This window comes from Paenibacillus taichungensis (assembly GCF_050994985.1).
GTDB classification, from domain to species: Bacteria; Bacillota; Bacilli; order Paenibacillales; family Paenibacillaceae; genus Paenibacillus; species Paenibacillus taichungensis.
This window is the reverse complement of sequence record NZ_CP194720.1, coordinates 181,405-196,759: the sequence shown is the minus strand read 5'-3', so window position 1 is coordinate 196,759 and position 15,355 is coordinate 181,405. Positions and strand designations below refer to the sequence as shown.

At 48.0% G+C, this 15,355-nt stretch carries 17 protein-coding genes; 5 read left to right on the top strand and 12 right to left on the bottom strand.

Translation table 11 applies throughout. The annotated features are described in order from the left end of the window. Positions 1-61 precede the first annotated feature (61 nt). The 5 genes from ACR1R9_RS00920 to yyaC all read right to left on the bottom strand — a co-directional run bounded on the left by ACR1R9_RS00920 (position 62) and on the right by yyaC (position 6,283). Positions 62-1,504 carry an O-antigen ligase family protein gene (locus ACR1R9_RS00920; protein WP_341143099.1) on the bottom strand — a complete coding sequence of 481 codons (1,443 nt, stop codon included), beginning with the start codon at positions 1,502-1,504 and terminating at the stop codon, positions 62-64. Positions 1,505-2,573: 1,069 nt separating this feature from the next. Continuing rightward, positions 2,574-3,851: a class I SAM-dependent methyltransferase gene (locus ACR1R9_RS00915; protein WP_076291300.1), complete on the bottom strand. Its 1,278-nt coding sequence runs from the start codon at positions 3,849-3,851 to the stop codon at positions 2,574-2,576. A gap of 91 nt (positions 3,852-3,942) precedes the next feature. Then, positions 3,943-4,632, bottom strand: coding sequence for a DUF6483 family protein (locus tag ACR1R9_RS00910; RefSeq protein WP_076291268.1), 690 nt, complete (start codon positions 4,630-4,632; stop codon positions 3,943-3,945). A gap of 240 nt (positions 4,633-4,872) precedes the next feature. Next, entirely contained in the window at positions 4,873-5,664 is a 792-nt protein-coding gene (locus ACR1R9_RS00905) for an alpha/beta fold hydrolase (RefSeq protein ID WP_433921910.1), read from the bottom strand. 76 nt (positions 5,665-5,740) lie between these two features. Then, positions 5,741-6,283, bottom strand: coding sequence for a spore protease YyaC (gene yyaC, locus ACR1R9_RS00900; RefSeq protein ID WP_256716905.1), 543 nt, complete (start codon positions 6,281-6,283; stop codon positions 5,741-5,743). Positions 6,284-6,442: 159 nt separating this feature from the next. Between yyaC and ACR1R9_RS00895 the strand changes: the two genes are divergently transcribed. Then, positions 6,443-6,667 (top strand): DUF1128 domain-containing protein, encoded by a 225-nt coding sequence (locus ACR1R9_RS00895; RefSeq protein ID WP_076291266.1) that lies wholly within the window; start codon positions 6,443-6,445, stop codon positions 6,665-6,667. 77 nt (positions 6,668-6,744) lie between these two features. Here the strand turns inward: ACR1R9_RS00895 and ACR1R9_RS00890 are convergent, their stop codons facing one another. Further along, positions 6,745-7,470, bottom strand: coding sequence for a pirin family protein (locus tag ACR1R9_RS00890; RefSeq protein ID WP_063566607.1), 726 nt, complete (start codon positions 7,468-7,470; stop codon positions 6,745-6,747). A 143-nt stretch (positions 7,471-7,613) separates the two neighbouring features. Then, a complete protein-coding gene (locus ACR1R9_RS00885) occupies positions 7,614-8,633 on the bottom strand; it encodes an asparaginase (protein ID WP_099858579.1) in 1,020 nt (339 codons plus the stop codon). Positions 8,634-8,812: 179 nt separating this feature from the next. Between ACR1R9_RS00885 and ACR1R9_RS00880 the strand changes: the two genes are divergently transcribed. The 4 genes from ACR1R9_RS00880 (at position 8,813) to ACR1R9_RS00865 (ending at position 10,820) form a co-directional block, all read left to right on the top strand. Then, the gene (locus tag ACR1R9_RS00880; RefSeq protein WP_076291263.1) at positions 8,813-9,508 is read left to right on the top strand and encodes a phosphatase PAP2 family protein; all 696 of its coding nucleotides are present in this window, start codon (positions 8,813-8,815) and stop codon (positions 9,506-9,508) included. A gap of 134 nt (positions 9,509-9,642) precedes the next feature. Then, complete coding sequence (locus tag ACR1R9_RS00875) at positions 9,643-9,900, top strand: GlsB/YeaQ/YmgE family stress response membrane protein (RefSeq protein WP_063566604.1); 258 nt, start codon at positions 9,643-9,645, stop codon at positions 9,898-9,900. Between the two features lie 65 nt (positions 9,901-9,965). Next, positions 9,966-10,373, top strand: a complete 408-nt coding sequence (locus tag ACR1R9_RS00870; protein ID WP_099858577.1) for a YtxH domain-containing protein — start codon at positions 9,966-9,968, stop codon at positions 10,371-10,373. 81 nt (positions 10,374-10,454) lie between these two features. Further along, positions 10,455-10,820: a DUF5665 domain-containing protein gene (locus ACR1R9_RS00865; protein WP_024631356.1), complete on the top strand. Its 366-nt coding sequence runs from the start codon at positions 10,455-10,457 to the stop codon at positions 10,818-10,820. 25 nt (positions 10,821-10,845) lie between these two features. Here the strand turns inward: ACR1R9_RS00865 and ACR1R9_RS00860 are convergent, their stop codons facing one another. The 5 genes from ACR1R9_RS00860 to ACR1R9_RS00840 form a co-directional block, all read right to left on the bottom strand. Next, the gene (locus ACR1R9_RS00860; protein WP_257219605.1) at positions 10,846-11,874 is read right to left on the bottom strand and encodes a magnesium transporter CorA family protein; all 1,029 of its coding nucleotides are present in this window, start codon (positions 11,872-11,874) and stop codon (positions 10,846-10,848) included. Between the two features lie 128 nt (positions 11,875-12,002). After that, positions 12,003-12,776 (bottom strand): sigma-70 family RNA polymerase sigma factor, encoded by a 774-nt coding sequence (locus tag ACR1R9_RS00855; protein WP_024631358.1) that lies wholly within the window; start codon positions 12,774-12,776, stop codon positions 12,003-12,005. Further along, positions 12,773-13,225: an anti-sigma B factor RsbW gene (gene rsbW / locus ACR1R9_RS00850; RefSeq protein WP_063566601.1), complete on the bottom strand. Its 453-nt coding sequence runs from the start codon at positions 13,223-13,225 to the stop codon at positions 12,773-12,775. Before rsbW ends, ACR1R9_RS00855 begins: the two co-directional genes overlap by 4 nt. Before the next feature lie 18 nt (positions 13,226-13,243). Then, positions 13,244-13,582, bottom strand: coding sequence for an STAS domain-containing protein (locus ACR1R9_RS00845; protein ID WP_053778980.1), 339 nt, complete (start codon positions 13,580-13,582; stop codon positions 13,244-13,246). An 86-nt stretch (positions 13,583-13,668) separates the two neighbouring features. After that, a complete protein-coding gene (locus ACR1R9_RS00840) occupies positions 13,669-15,345 on the bottom strand; it encodes a response regulator (protein WP_064640586.1) in 1,677 nt (558 codons plus the stop codon). Positions 15,346-15,355: the final 10 nt, after the last annotated feature.

Genomic DNA, 15,355 nt, shown 5'->3' with positions numbered 1-15,355 from the left:
AATATTGAATCAATGTTTTCATGGATTTTGTTCACCATCGGCGTTACGTGAGGTCAGATATTCAGGGACTCTTTCTGGTCACTTCTGAAGCAAGTGGATCCAAAGCAAGGAGGCGCAGATTATCCCCATAACGTGATGCTTCTTCTCCAAGCCCAAAACGTCGATCATTTCTCTCCTCCCCTGCTGCCACTTCTTCAGCCAGTTGTCTATAACGTTCGTATATCTTTACTCCAGCAGCAGCGGTCTGCCTCCCTCGTTCAGCATACCCTGCCGCCAGTTCCCTCCGTGATGCCTGTTCCATCCAATACAAGGCTTGGGACTGGCTGGACGCGTCAAAACGATTTAGGGCCAGGCCATGTTCAAAATAGTTCCCAGCCGATTCTCCTCTACCCGATTGAGCGGCTAACCGCCCCAGCTCTCTGTAGAGTTGGGGTGAAACAGGGGAACAGGACAAGCTCTGCACCAATATCGATTCAGCCTTTTTCGCTGGAAGCGTACGGGACAGGGAGATGGCGATATCCGGCCTGTAGGGGTTAAACTTGTACGCCGCAGTAAGTAGCGCTTTACGCTCAGTATCTCCTGAATCTTTTGACATGGCTAGACGATATTGTTGTTCTGCCGCCACCTGTTGTCCAGCAAGCCAGACTGTGCCGCCAAGCCAAAACATGACGAACAGTCCAGTTAATATCCGTTGAGGCCACGGGCTTAACGGACGGAGAAAACGAGACCGCTTTTTGTCAGCCGCGGATTCCTGTAGAGTTGGCGACGAGAGGGCCCAACCCCCCAGCCAAATGAATATCATCCAGAGGAAGGTGAAGCTCCAGTCAAAGTCCATTGCGCCATGGAGGCCAAAAATAATAACCGAAGGCAGCAGCTGAGGTGCTTGCCTCCACATCGTCCGCAGAGTGAAAAAGAACCATCCGGCGATGAGCAGCAACCCGATCACGCCTGTATCCAGAGCCAGATCGAGGAAGCCGTTGTGGACCTCGCCTCCGACATAAGGCGAGGATTGGATGGCGCGAAACATGTTGCGCCATGTCTCTCCCCCGTGGCCCAGCCATGCGGCCTCGGTCCAAAGCTTCAGGGCGTCCCGCCATATCTGAAGGCGTGACAGCCCTGTGCCGACACCAGCCGCCATGCGGTCGGCGGTGGAGGCCACGGCAACAGTGGCGGCGGTGATTCCCGCCAGCACTGTTGCCGTGAGGGCAGCGGCGCGCGCACGAGCGCCGCTGTGCCACAAACGGCACAGCAGCAGCGTGCCGAGCAGCGCAGCTGCCCATGCCCCGGCCAGTGCCAGCAGGCCGGGCACGGGTGCAGGCGCCAGCTGGGCCGCAGCCAGCTGGCGGTAGAGCCAGGCCGCGCACGCCAGTGGCGCGGCCGTGGCCAGCAGCAGCGGCACGCGGGCACCGCGCCGCTGCAAAGCGAAGGCGGCGACCGCGGCGCAGCCGGTCGCCAGCCAAGCGCCGCGCGACTCGCTCAGCAGGAGCGCGGCTTGCGCGGGCATGAGCGGCAGCACTGCCGCGATGAGCAGCCCGGCCGACAACGGCCGGGCTATGGCGCGCGCAGCGGCGGCCAGCCGCTCCAATGCGTACATGCCAACAACGGCAGCGTACGCATTGGGGTACTGCAGCAATCCGCCGAGCCGGGCTCCGGCGGAGCTGATCTCCGGGTCAGCGGTTCGCATGACCCCATAAGGCAGCGGTAGCACACCACACGCCGCGAGCACTCCGCTAAGCATAAGCAGGCCACCTGCCAATTGCCAACCGCAGGCAAACCATTTCGCTCCGTTCGCGCGTGCGGCCAACATAACTGTTAGCAATGCAAATATCGCCAAAAGGCTCCAGCGCAGCATCTCATCCAAGCTTCCCTGTACACTGACAGAGTCCATCCCTACATGCAGACCAAACCAGACTGTTATTCCCAGGGGCCAAAGCATCCAGCGGAAGTGAGCATACTGCATAATTGCCTCATATAGTCGTTTGAGGTAATCCAACCACTGAGCAATCCCTAACTGCCCTCTCGTCTTCGGTGCATTAAAGCACATAATGAACAAAACAAACCAAATAAGTACACTTCCTGATGCCATGAGTACCATGGGATATACGTCCGTAGCATAAAACAATCCCCTACATAGACATCCTGCCAACAGTAAAGCCACTGCAATTAAACCTAAAACTGTCGTTAATGCCGTTTCTGATAATCCGGAAAATACAATTTCCTGATTTCCTCCGTCCACCTTGTCCAGCCTATCTGTATCACTAATCTTGCTCCGATTAGTCTTCTTATCTGATCTCGCCTCCTTCATGCGCCTCCCTCCTTTCTCCCGTCTCCGTATTCTTCTTAATTAATTTCAAACCAAAAAAGACAGAAGCTCCCAATAGGGTCTTCTGCCTGATTTCATGCCTTTGGCACATTATATATATTTTCACGGGACCCTCTTACCAGTATGTCCCGTCAACGGCGATGACAGACGAACTGTATCGTCTCAAAGGATCAAATAACTCAATCATGTATCTATCCCTTTTACCTTCTGCCGTCAAACATCATGCTTCACTCTTCATTATCCCGTACATTCAACAGTGATCACAGTGGCTGGCATCTTGGGTGACACCTTTGATCGATTCCTCATTTGAATTCTCTTGGCTCGCATCTGCCCCATGGTTCGGCGCAGCTTCTTTCAGCTTGCCGTCACCTGGAAGCAAGTCCGCACATGCCCGCTCCAAATAAGGATCCGCGTGAATGAAATCACGGAATGCAGTATATTCTTTCCACATGTCAGCAGTCTGTCCAGCCTGGCCTCGTACGGCACGGATTAATATATTTTTCGGCGTATGCTCCATGTCGATAAATTCGAGCAACTGCGTTTTGTATCCCATCAGATCGAGCAGCTTGGCCCGAATGGCATCCGTTGCCAAAGCGGAGAAGCGTTCCTTCAGAATACCGTGTGACAACAACGGGTTCATCACGTTGGATTCAATCTGGTCAAATAGTTCGTGCTGACAGCACGGTACAGATAGAATAACGGAAGCGCCCCAACGAACAGCTTTCTCCAAAGCAGCATCGGTTGCTGTATCACAGGCATGCAGCGTTACGACCATATCCACCTCATTGAGCTCGTCGTAGTCAGCGATGTCCCCAACGAGGAACTTCAGATCACCGTAATGCAATTTGTTTGCTAGATCATTACAGTGTTCAATAACATCGGCTTTTAAGTCGAGTCCAATAATTTTGAGCGATCTGCGCTGTTGTACGGACAAATAGTGATATAAAGCAAAGGTGAGATAAGACTTTCCGCAACCAAAATCAACAATGGTCAATGGACGGCCCTCCGGCAGATGCGGGATGACATCCTGTACCATTTCGAGGAAACGGTTGATCTGTCTGAACTTGTCGTACTTACGAGCCAAAACGCGGCCTTCCTCGCTCATAATCCCCAGCTCGACCAGGAACGAAACGGGAACTCCATCTTCCAGCACATATTGCTTTTTGCGATTATGCGAGAGGTCCACCGCAGTTTTGGAAGCCGACTTGGTCAGGATGGACACTTTATATTTTTTGCTGATCAAAATTTGATAGTCTGCGTCTGTAGTACAGAGCAGTCCTTGACGAAACGTCTCTTCGCATAGCAAAGTCATGCGCTCTGCCGCTTCATCCGGAGTCAAATTCTCATGCAACACTTTGTTGGTATAATGAAATGCGAATTGATAATGAAGCTGATTCTTGAGCGTTACCGGCTTGACTTGCACTTTCGTATACGAGACATTGTCCCGTCTGCGCAGCTGGCTCCAGGTCGCTGTAATCAGCGAATTCTGTTCAAAGATGTCTTGTATAAGCTTTCGCAATGAATCCACGGGGGTACATCTCACTTTCGGTTTGGTTTGGTCAACCGTTACCATAACACAATTCCGTTCCCTCTCCAAGTTAACGGGCCTATTCATCGGTTTAACGGTTCAGCTCGGCAAGCCCCTCTTCCACTTCCTCACGAGGCAAGCCACCTTGTAGCAATTGCTCATCTTCCAGTTGTCTTAACCTTTCATAGAAAGCCTGTACCTCACCCCGATACTGAATGGGATGGCTGTCGTCTACCTGCAGCAGTCTGTACCAGCTATTCTCAGCCTGATCATAACGCCCCTGCTGTTCACGATACAGGGCAAGCTGCTTTTCCGTTCGTGCCGGAAGTTCGTATTGTTTCGTCTGCTCCAATATTCCCTCCACACGATCTGGTGCATCCAGCAGCTTCGGATTAGCCCCATTATTCAGTGCGTATAGGTAAAAATGAAGTGCTCTCATCAGACGAATAAGTGCTTCATTCTCCGACTCCATTTTTTCCTGATCATCTATGCCCTCTACTTTGGCCTTTTCATTATAAATGTACGCCTCTTCTTCAATCAGCCTGGCGGCTTGTTGCAGATTGTCCACTTCAATGACGCCGCGAAAACGGAACATTTCAATGACATCTTCGGCCGGCAGTGAGTTCAGCAGAGATAAATTCAGTCCAAACTGCCTACGCAGTAGCTCGTCCAGCTCGGACAGAGCCTCCGTGTGTTTTCGCTGTTGTTTAAGTGTAAATACTTTGCCGATCGCTTCTGTCATTTCCTCCATCATGCGGAGCAGATAATCTTTCCTGAACATGCTATGTGCCCCCTCATCGTTCGATCGTGTACATTCCAGTTTCAATTGCAAGATCCATTCTCATCATTTTAATTCATGCCATGACAAAAAGCCAAAACATGGTCTATAGCTCGCCCTATGCTCTGGCCCTAAACAACTAAAACCCCTGCCGTTCTTGAGCGAACGGTGCAGGGGTTTAGCAAGGTATCGACGCTCCGCCAAGGAGGCGAAATCATCGGATACTCTATTCATGTACCATTATTATTTCGATAATCCCGTCAAAAATTGTTTAATGACCTGAATTAATTCTTCCGGAGCTTCATACATGCTCATATGTCCTGCTCCAGGAATCACGGCTTGTGTAATATGTGGCTTGTCACTTGTGAATGTTCGTTCCGGCGGAATGACAGCATCCTTCTGACCGGCAACCAACAGGACGGGAAGCGGTGTAGCTGATAATACATCACGGCGGTCCGGCCGTTCACGCATAGCCAGTGCAGCTCCAGTTGCCCCTTGTGGCGCTGTCTGGTAACCAATTTCCTTCACACGTGTCACTTGTGACGATAGCGATTCAACATGTTCTGGTGCAAACAAACCGGGAACCAGACCATCTACAAAGTGAACAATGCCTTCCGTCTGAATGGTGGATACTGCACGAAGGCGTTTTTCTTTGCCTTCTTCACTATCCGGAAAGGCTGTGGAATGAATCAAGCCGAAGGCATTCAATCGTTCTGGGTGGCGCTGTGCGATAGAAAGTGCGATATATCCGCCCATGGAGTGACCGAGCAGAAAAGCCTTGTCCACCTTTAGCTCATCCATTAATTGCAATACGTCATTGCCCATCTGATCAATGGTATAACTACCTACTGGTGCGTCCGTTTTACCGTGTCCACGCAGATCGGGTACGATGCAACGATAGTTGCGTGCAAGCTCAGGCACTATTTCATCCCAGTAGGATGAACTGCCGCAGTATCCGTGGAGCAAAATGAGTGCTTCTCCCTTACCCTGTTCGGCATAACAAATCGTCGTTCCGTCACACATCACTTTTTCCATATAAATCCCTCTCTCTGCGCGAATTAAATTAATTCAAGTTGTATATTATTAAGCCTGCATATCATTAATGAAACGTTTATCTGTATTTCACTGCTTCAGCGACCGCCTCCGCAATCGATCTGGACATGCCCATAACGAAATGAAGCGAGGTCATCTGTAGAATGGAATAAGGTCTCGGTCCATTAGCATTCACTACAGCAGCCACGCTGTAATGACCAACTGGCGGCAGCTTGCCTCCAACCGATTTTGCCGGAATAAGTGGATGTTCCGCAAGATAGTATGTACCTGTTGCCTGTTTTGGACCCAGACAAGCATCTATGGCGATGATGGCATGATGTGACGGGACAAGCGCCAGCCTCTTCTCCAGCGTATCCGCATCACAAGGAGAAGCCAGCGTCCCTATAACATGATTCACTCCATACTCCTCCAGTAGACTGCCTGTCAGTGGGCCCAGAGCATCTCCGGTGGAACGGTCCGTCCCGATACAGACAAAGGTGATTTCATCCGGTGAATGAAGCTTATAGATGTGCTTAAAAAACAATACCAAGTCTTCTCCCTGCACATTTTGGCGGGCTTCCCTACTTTGATGCCTAACCAATTCCCGCTTATATACTGCCAATCTCTTACCTCCTTTACACATGTACTTCCTACCTAAGGCTCTATTGTTATATTCCTCATTTTACCCGATGCTTGATTTCGCCGCAAAAGCATTGGCCTGGGCCTGTCCAATCGTGATACAATGACAACAGTTTCCGATACGGAAGGGATGGACATAACGATGGATTTAACGCAAGCAAGCGCAGCCAACATGGAATATATGATTGAAGCGATCAAAACGAAGCTGCGGATGGCCAGTGGAGCTGCCATGCAAGCTTCGGCTTTCCCACTTGAGAAGTATGAAGATTTGTTCGACCTGTATGAGATGGTCCTGAGTAAGGAACATCTCAGTATCTCTGAAGTGGAAGCTGTCGCTTCCGAACTGGGTAATCTCCGCAAATCCTAGGGCGGCATTGCCCATGGAAAAGAGGACCTGTTCTCCACATCACAGTGGGAACAGGTCCTCTTATTTTTGTTTTTTCGTTAAGGCAAATCCACCAATACAAATTCAGCAGTCTCGCTGCCTGTACCTGTAATTTGCAGATCACAGCTTTTGCGGATTCGTGCAGCATCACCCGGCTTGAGATTGAAGTTGCCATCCGAACATACAATCTCGATATGGCCACTAATAAGGAAGAGATGTGTACGCCTATCTTCATGTTGAGGGTACATTAATTTTTGACCAGATTCCAGATGGGATAGATAGCAAGTTACATCCTGTGAAATAGGCAATGCTCCCTCTGCTCCTTCTCCCCCTTGCCCTGATACAATCGGACAAAGACGGTTCAGATGCTCCTGAGCCTCTACACGACGATTAGTATACGAGGGCTTCAACATGCGCTGGGATGGCAGGAACCACATCTGTAGAAAGCGTACAGGTTCATCCTCTGACGGGTTAGTCTCTGAATGCTCTACGCCAGTACCCGCACTCATGACCTGAACCGTTCCCGGTTCCAACAATTGCTCCGTTCCCATGCTATCCGTATGTTTTAACGTACCTGATATGACATAACTAACAATCTCCAAGTCATGATGTGGATGTCGCTTAAAGCCTTCCTGCGGCATCAGTGTGTTGTCATTATGAGCCAGAAGACAACCAAAATGGGCATTGCTTGGATCATCATAGTCCGCAAAGGAAAAGCTGAATTCACTGTGTATCCAACCTCGATCCGACGTGTGCCTTTCTTCCGATGTCACTACTTTAATCATGTTCATCCACCTCCAAGAGTTTAGAGCTGCCGTACTATCGCAGCAGTTCTTGCGTGTATATTTAGAATTCTATAGATCAATACCAGTTGGTATGTCATCTTTACCCGTGGTCCGGGAATTCTAATCACGCCCCTTGCATATGGTTATACGCTCTCCTCAGGTGAGTGAAGCTTGAATTCGATCTCTGCACGCCCTACGACTTTACCGGCGTCGTTCCGAATGTCAGGTGGATATACTTCTGCCAGTCGTTCAATGGTTTTCCGATTGCTATATCCAATCTGCTCCAGAATGGATTGGGCAATATAGGCCCATTCTTCTTCCGAACCGTCAAGCACTTTGAACGTAATTCCGAGGCGTTCCTTTTTCAGGGCAAAACCAAACACACCCTTGAAGCCACCTTTGGCTACAATATTGCTATCTTCAAGCAGCACGGAATCCACTCGCTGCGTTCCTCCTACCATTAACGGATATTCGTTCATGGCTCCAGTAATGGTCTCTACCGCCGAACGTGTAGATGGGTCCTCGATCAGATCCGGGCAAGCCAGCTTCAGATATGCGTTCGACAATGCCGATAACGGCAACGAAAATACCGGAAAGCCGCAGCCATCCGTCCCAAGTTTAATCTCTTTCTGTTCAATCCCTGCCATATAGGCCATGGTCTCGAGAATTTCACGCTGTACCGGATGTTCTGGCTCTGCATAACTTCCCAAATCGGCCTGTTTCATCTGAGTGTATGCGAGAATGCCCAGATGTTTACCGGAGCAGTTGTGTAGAATACGACGTTTCTCTCCTTGGGCGCGCAGCCATTGATTTCGGCTTTCTTCATTGAGGGGATAACTCGGTGCGCAAATCAAGCACTCCTCCCCCAATCCTATTTTGCTTTCTATCTGCTCCAGCACCTGAATATGCATCGGTTCCGAACGGTGCGAGGAAGACATGATGGCAATCTCCTGAGCTGTCAGACCATAATGCCCGGCAATACCAGCACGAATTCCCGGAATAGCCTGAAAAGGCTTGGCGGACGAACGGGTAAACGATCTAAAATGAGGATCGCCGGCTGAATATACAACATTGCCGTTCTCATCCGTAATGCTTATGTGTCCGTAATGGGCGCATTCCATAACGCCCGCACGGTATTCTTTAATTAACAGGGCACTCTCCATGCGAGTTCTCTCCTTTATACTCCCGAATTCATCTCTGCTTTGCGTCACGACGCCGCATGGGATATCTTAAATAGTATAGTACAAAAGCGACGTTTTTACAGTTTTTTCGACAGACATTTCGGGTAATCCTTTATCAATCTTTATCTACCTACTACCCTCACTGAAGGAGATACTCATATATGCTGCGCAAAACGCAATTACCCACTTCCGGGTTAGCTCGCAAAACTTCGGTACGTCCACTGCTCAACTGGGTTGGTGTTGGAATTATAGCCAGCGTTTCGGTTGTCTTCTTACTGGCAGCTCTGGGAGCGTTACTGGGTAACGATGTTATCGTTTCATTGGATGACCAGATCCAGCAGTTGTTTTATCTGAACTCGAATTCACGTCTTTATCTGCTACCTTTCATTTCATTCATTACTGCGCTCGGTTCTTTCAGACTTTCTGCCATCGCAGCTATCGGTTTTTCCATTCTTTTCTTGTGGCAGCGTCGTCCCCGTTTCCTCATATATGGTTATGCGTTACTCAGCAGTTTTGCCATGATGTGGATTCTCAACACCTTATTGAAGGAAATATTCAGGCGCAGCAGACCTGAGCTGGAACATCTACTGGTTGTTCACGGATATAGTTTTCCAAGTGGCCATGCGATGATCTCGATGGGGTTTTATGGCATGCTCTTTGTCATCTGGGCAATTGAACGACATCAACGTTTGTCTGGAGCTGCACTACCTGTCCTTTGCGGAATTACATTTATATTTCTAGTCGGCCTCAGCCGTATCATGCTGGGTGTACATTTTCCAACTGACGTTTTCACCGGATTTGCTGCTGGACTGGCTTGGATCTTCTGTATGATTAAAGGGATTCAACGTTCCGTCTGAATTGCAATATCCTATAATTTCCAGTACAGATCTCTCTACATTGATTGTTTCACCTGGAAGCACGGCGTTTATATACGAAGTAAGCAAACGCGAACAGACACCATCCTACATCAAGCACAAAGGAGGCGGTTGTTATGTGGGGTATCATTATCAGCATTGTTATGGCAGTCATTATCGGTGTAATCGGTGATGCACTTGCCGGTCATAACATGCCTGGAGGAATCATCGGTGCAATGGTTGCCGGATTTGCCGGAGCCTGGCTGGGAGCACTCTTGCTTGGTAACTGGGGACCGGTCATCGGTAACTTTGCCGTAATTCCTGCCATCATTGGAACAGCGGTCTTTGTCTTTTTGCTGGGGCTTGTGTCCAGACTGTTCAGACAGGCTGCCTGATCGGTCCAACAAGGTGTTCGTTGTTTCGTATCCGTTTCTTAAATTTGAAGAAGGAGTGATTTGACATGAATAAAGCAGAAGAACAATATCCTGTACAAAGCGGTTCCACTTTCGCCAAAGGAATTTTCATCGGAGGTTTACTGGGAGCAGCTGCAGCACTACTCTTTGCCCCTAAACCAGGACGCGAATTGCGTGGTGACCTTTCCGAGAAAGTGGGGATCGTTACAGATCGCACAAAAGAAGTTGCAGCGGTTGTTGGTGATAAAGCTTCCGAACTGGCTAAAACGGTCTCTTCCAAAACTTCTGATATTGCAAAAACGGTAAACCAAGGCCGTAATGACGTTATGGACTCCGTAAGAAAAGCTTCCGCTGATGTGGCGAATGAAGCATCCAAAGCGTCAGACGAAGTGGCTGCCGCTTCTGTAGAAGCGAAGGAAGATGCACGTAAAGAATTGAACTCGACCAGCCTGTAAGGCTTTGGATCGAGTGACCAATAGCCAGCTGTATTCCAGCTGGCTATTTTTTATCCACTGCGAGATTAAAGGAGGAAGAACATGAGTAAAGTCACAATGAACGGCAATACGCCTATAACCGGAGGAAAACCTGCACAACAGTATGATACCAGCGAACACCCTTTTGAATTGCGACATGAGGTCAAACGTCTGAACACAAGACTGGATCAGATTGCAGACAGTCTGGAAAAATCTCAAATCAAGGATATTATCGAAAACTACAGCAGTCCCAAAAAACGTATCATTACCAACTTCACCGCTGGTATGGCGCGTGGTTTGGGTTTGACGGTAGGGACCTTCGTCGTTCTTGGTCTGCTCGCTTTTATTCTCAGTCAATTCGTAAACATGCCGATTGTGGGACAATATATTGCGGACTTACTGGGATACATTGAAGATTATAAAAAATAAAAGGCACAGGGTGAGGCTGACAAAGTCATCGCCTTCGTTTGCCATTGGCACGCTTCTCTGTTTCTTTGGCCGACGGTTGGGAGGACTTCACTTTGAGCAGATCCCCTGTCCAGCCCTTCATCATCATCCATACATACATGCCAATCATGCTAATGATTATAAGCGCAAGGACGAGTACAACACCCCATGTCTTGTCGATCCAAGGCAGATTCTCAAAGTTCATTCCCCAGATGGCTCCTGCAGCCGTTGCGGGCGTGAATACCGAGGTTACAAGGGTCAGTGTCTTCATAATCTCATTGCCCCGCACTCCTGAAATGGCATTATCAATGGAGATCAATGTATCAATCTCTGTCTCATAATGTTTGAACAAACGCTCCATCCGTTCGATCCGATGCTGGAGTTGCTGGAAAAAGCGATTCTCTTTCAATTCATCCAGATAGGCTTCCCTGGCGGCAGCCATCAATTCGGAATACGGAATGAATAGGTTACTCCAATACAACAGCTCAAATCTGGCCGCAAGAATCTGATCCATCAACGTGCGTGCATTGCGGGATTCCATCGTCCGCTCCAATTCCCTCAGATTCATCTCAAAATGATCCATACCCACATGGTAATAATGCAATATCGCCCGAAAGAGCACAAACATTCCGTCCCGGGCTTCACTGCATTGTTGTAACATGGCTGCACGTTCACCTGTATTCATAATACCTCTGGTATTGTCATCTACATTCAAGGTAACCAGTCTTTCTTGATCCACATAGAAAAACATCTGATTATCTTTACGTTGATCGTTTCTTTCATTTTTGACCGCATATAATAATGACCCGAATATCACGGGCTCCGTGCCGTTCATGAAGCGGACGGACAGGTAGTTGGACTCTACCTCCGGTATTTTGCGAAGCCAGTACTGCATTTCTGGAAATGCGCTCGTGAGTTCCTCCAAGGCATCAGCCATACTCTCCTGATCAGGTGCCACCCAATCCCACCATTCCCAATGGTCTGAGTAGGTAAGCTTATCCCGACGCGCTTCCAGCTTGACTTTATCCACAATCACAAACATCCACTCCTGCATTCATACTGTTCATTAAAAATCATTGATCCCAAAAAAAGGACACGTATGCATTCCATTGGAATCACGTGTCCTTCTCTATGCCGTGCTCAATATCGTCACCGATCTACATCTCATAATAATGAAGCATTCGACATAATCTGTTTTAATTTCTCAGTGGCTCGCTTCTGAATACGGGATACACTCATTTGGGAGACTCCCAATTTCTGAGCAATTGCCCGCTGCGACTGACCATCCTGAAATGCTAAAATAAGCACTTTTTGTTCCTGTTCCTTCAATTGTCCCAATGCCTGTTGCAAGTCCATCCGCTTCTCAACCGAATCGAAGTCATTCACATCAGAACTGATCAGTTCGCCTAAAGTGGCTGCACTCTCATCCTGTGATAGCGGAGAATCCAGTGACACATAGTGATAACATTCCCGACCAGCTAAGACTTCGATGGTTTCTTCAGGGGTTAAGTCCAGATATTCAGCAATCTCGTTCACACCTGGTGAACGCTCCAGCTTCACTGTCAATTCATCAATAGCATGCTGGACAAGTGCTCCCTTTTCCTTAATTCTGCGGGGCACCTGAATGTACCAGGACTTGTCCCTTAAATAATTCTTCATATGACCGATCATGCTCTTCATGGCATAAGGTTCAAACGGAATACCCAGATTAATATCGTATTGCTTAAGCAAACGAATTAGGGCCATTTGCCCGGTCTGATACAAATCCTCATACAGATCGGGTCGATTCCGCGCAATTTTACCTGCTGCCATCTTCACCATCGGTTCATATTTGCGGATAAGAACTGTTGCAATTTCGTTATCCTGGGTTTGCTGGTATTCCCAGATCAAACCTATTGCTTCAGACATGGACTCTGGGGGAGTCACTTTTTCATTCATACTTTCTCCTCACTTCTTGCAAGACGTTTTACGAGTACTACTTTCGTACCTTTGCCCGTCTCACTTTCCACACTGACATCATCCATCAGAGCTTGCATCAGGTAAAAACCAAGTCCACCGATTTGGGCATCTGTCAGCTCTTTGTCGTGAAGGCCTGCACGGGATACCGCCGGGTTGATGTTCTCAAAGCTGGCTCCTTCATCTTTGACGGTAATAGCCAGCGTGTCATTATCCACTTCGAACACAACCTCAACCATGCCGCCTTCGTGTGAGTAAGCATACAGTACAGAGTTATTGCAGGCCTCGGATACAGCAACCTTCATATCCTCAATGTCCTCATAAGAAAATCCCATTTTGGACGCAACACCATAAAGATTGAGTCTTACAATATCAACGTAATCAGCTGTCGCCGGTAAATTAAGGGTGACTCTTTGAACTTCTGCATTCATTCCTTTTTCGATCCTTTCCTATTGGGAATTCTTCTGTGAGACAAAGAATTTGGCAATACCCGTCATATCAAAAAGTTTCTGAATTTGCGCAGGAACTTCCTGTACTTCAAAGCGAGCTTCCATTCCATGCCGTGCTTTCAGAACAGATAACAGGATACCAATCCCTGTACTATCGATGTACTTCAAGTCTTGCATGTTAATGATCAAATCTTGTTCCTTGTTGTCCACTAACGGCTCCATTACCAAACGGAATTCAGGAGCAACCGACAAATCCAGTTCGCCAGTCAGATACACCGTGCACACGCCGTCATGTGTTTCTGTTCTTGCATTGAATTTTTCATTTTTATTTGTATTCATTAGACATCTCTCTCCTGATCAATGGTTTCTTTACCTAATAACCCATCTACAGCACATATGAAACAGTAATCGAATTAGCAAATATTTCAATTGGCCTGATTTATGGCCGAGGTGTTGGATTTGAACCCTTGCCTTTCTTCCTGAAATCGGGACAACTTCTGTTTCACATTGCCCATTTTCACAGGTTTGCTGATGTAATCGTCCATACCCACAGTAGAACATCGCTGCTGAATACCATCCATGACATTGGCGGTCATCGCTACAATAACCGGCTGCTGGTCTTGAGGAAGGCTCTCACGAATTCTGCGAGTACATTCCAATCCATCCATCACGGGCATCTGCAAATCCATAAATATATAATCATAATTGCGGTTCGCCAAAACCATCTCCAGCGCCTTCTTGCCATCTTCGGCGATATCTGCGACGAGTCCTAGCTTGCCCAGCATAATAGACATTAGTTTCTGATTAATAGGGTGATCATCAACGATTAATACACTTGGATGCATTTCATAATTTTTTTTAATGTCCGTAAGCTGATCTTCCCCCATACCTGTCGTCAGCTCAGTCTCGACATACCGCTGCGCCTGAATGGTAAATACAAACGTAGCACCACGCAGCTCCGACGTATCCAGATATATCTTTCCACCCATCATTTCAACGAGCGTTTTGCATATAGCCAGCCCCAGTCCAGTTCCACCATACTTACGCGTCATGGATGTATCCAGTTGGGAAAACGGCTGGAATAGACGATCTACTTTGTCTGGCGCTATGCCTATTCCTGTATCTTTTACAGCAAACTCCAGCGTCATTCGCCCGTCTTTTTCCTCATTAACGGATACGATCAGATACACGCCACCGTGGTCCGTGAACTTAATGGCATTGGCAATCAGATTCAATAAAACCTGGCGCAGCCTTGCCATATCTCCATAGATCAGTTCGGGTACCGAATCTTCCAGGAAATATTCCAGCTCAATATTCTTTTTGCCAGCTTCAACCGCGAAGAGTCTCAGTACTTCACGTATACAGGACACAAGTTCGAACGGATGCTCTTCCAGCTCCATTTTTCCGGATTCCATCTTGGTGAAATCAAGAATATCGTTAATCACTGTAACGAGTGCATCGGCACTGCGACGTACAATGTCCGCGTATTCCTTCTGATCTTCTTTCAGATCGGTTTCCATCAACAGATCAACCATACCGATAACGCCATTCATCGGCGTACGAATCTCATGACTCATCATGGCAAGAAACTCAGTCTTCGCGTTTGCTGCGATTTCCGCTTCCTCTTTGGCCTGAACGAGCTGCTGGTTCATTTTCTCCAGTTCCTGCGTCTTCTGATGCAGCAGCATCGTCTGTGTTTTCAAACGTTTATTCGTGATAAACATTTCTACAAAGCCCTCGATTTTGGATTTCAAAATCTGAGGGATAAACGGCTTGACCATATAATCAATGGCCCCAGCGGAATAACCTGCAAATAAATGCTCTGCCTCTCTGCTATTTGCAGAGATGAAAATAATCGGCACGTCCTTGGACTTGTCACGCGCCTTGATTAGTTTTGCTGTCTCAATTCCGTCCATCCCAGGCATCTGCACATCCAGTACAATGACCGCAAATTCGTCTTTCAGCAAACAGCGAAGTGCCTCTTCCCCGGAGGTTGCCTTGACGAGCTTGTACTGTTCCGATTCCAGAACCGCTTCGAGAGCGAGCAGGTTCTCGGGGCGGTCATCTACCAATAATATGTGGATTGGTTCATTGAGCCCCATGACTAAGCCT

Coding starts and splice junctions, on each gene's coding strand:
- rsbW (WP_063566601.1), bottom strand. CDS start 13,225: ATGAATGCAGAAGTTCAAAGAGTCACCCTTAATTTACCGGCGACAGCT.
- ACR1R9_RS00895 (WP_076291266.1), top strand. CDS start 6,443: ATGGATTTAACGCAAGCAAGCGCAGCCAACATGGAATATATGATTGAA.
- ACR1R9_RS00910 (WP_076291268.1), bottom strand. CDS start 4,632: ATGTTCAGGAAAGATTATCTGCTCCGCATGATGGAGGAAATGACAGAA.
- ACR1R9_RS00905 (WP_433921910.1), bottom strand. CDS start 5,664: ATGGAAAAAGTGATGTGTGACGGAACGACGATTTGTTATGCCGAACAG.
- ACR1R9_RS00855 (WP_024631358.1), bottom strand. CDS start 12,776: ATGAATGAAAAAGTGACTCCCCCAGAGTCCATGTCTGAAGCAATAGGT.
- ACR1R9_RS00875 (WP_063566604.1), top strand. CDS start 9,643: ATGTGGGGTATCATTATCAGCATTGTTATGGCAGTCATTATCGGTGTA.
- ACR1R9_RS00840 (WP_064640586.1), bottom strand. CDS start 15,345: ATGGGGCTCAATGAACCAATCCACATATTATTGGTAGATGACCGCCCC.
- ACR1R9_RS00870 (WP_099858577.1), top strand. CDS start 9,966: ATGAATAAAGCAGAAGAACAATATCCTGTACAAAGCGGTTCCACTTTC.
- ACR1R9_RS00885 (WP_099858579.1), bottom strand. CDS start 8,633: ATGGAGAGTGCCCTGTTAATTAAAGAATACCGTGCGGGCGTTATGGAA.
- ACR1R9_RS00890 (WP_063566607.1), bottom strand. CDS start 7,470: ATGATTAAAGTAGTGACATCGGAAGAAAGGCACACGTCGGATCGAGGT.
- ACR1R9_RS00920 (WP_341143099.1), bottom strand. CDS start 1,504: ATGCCCGCGCAAGCCGCGCTCCTGCTGAGCGAGTCGCGCGGCGCTTGG.
- ACR1R9_RS00845 (WP_053778980.1), bottom strand. CDS start 13,582: ATGAATACAAATAAAAATGAAAAATTCAATGCAAGAACAGAAACACAT.
- ACR1R9_RS00880 (WP_076291263.1), top strand. CDS start 8,813: ATGCTGCGCAAAACGCAATTACCCACTTCCGGGTTAGCTCGCAAAACT.
- ACR1R9_RS00865 (WP_024631356.1), top strand. CDS start 10,455: ATGAGTAAAGTCACAATGAACGGCAATACGCCTATAACCGGAGGAAAA.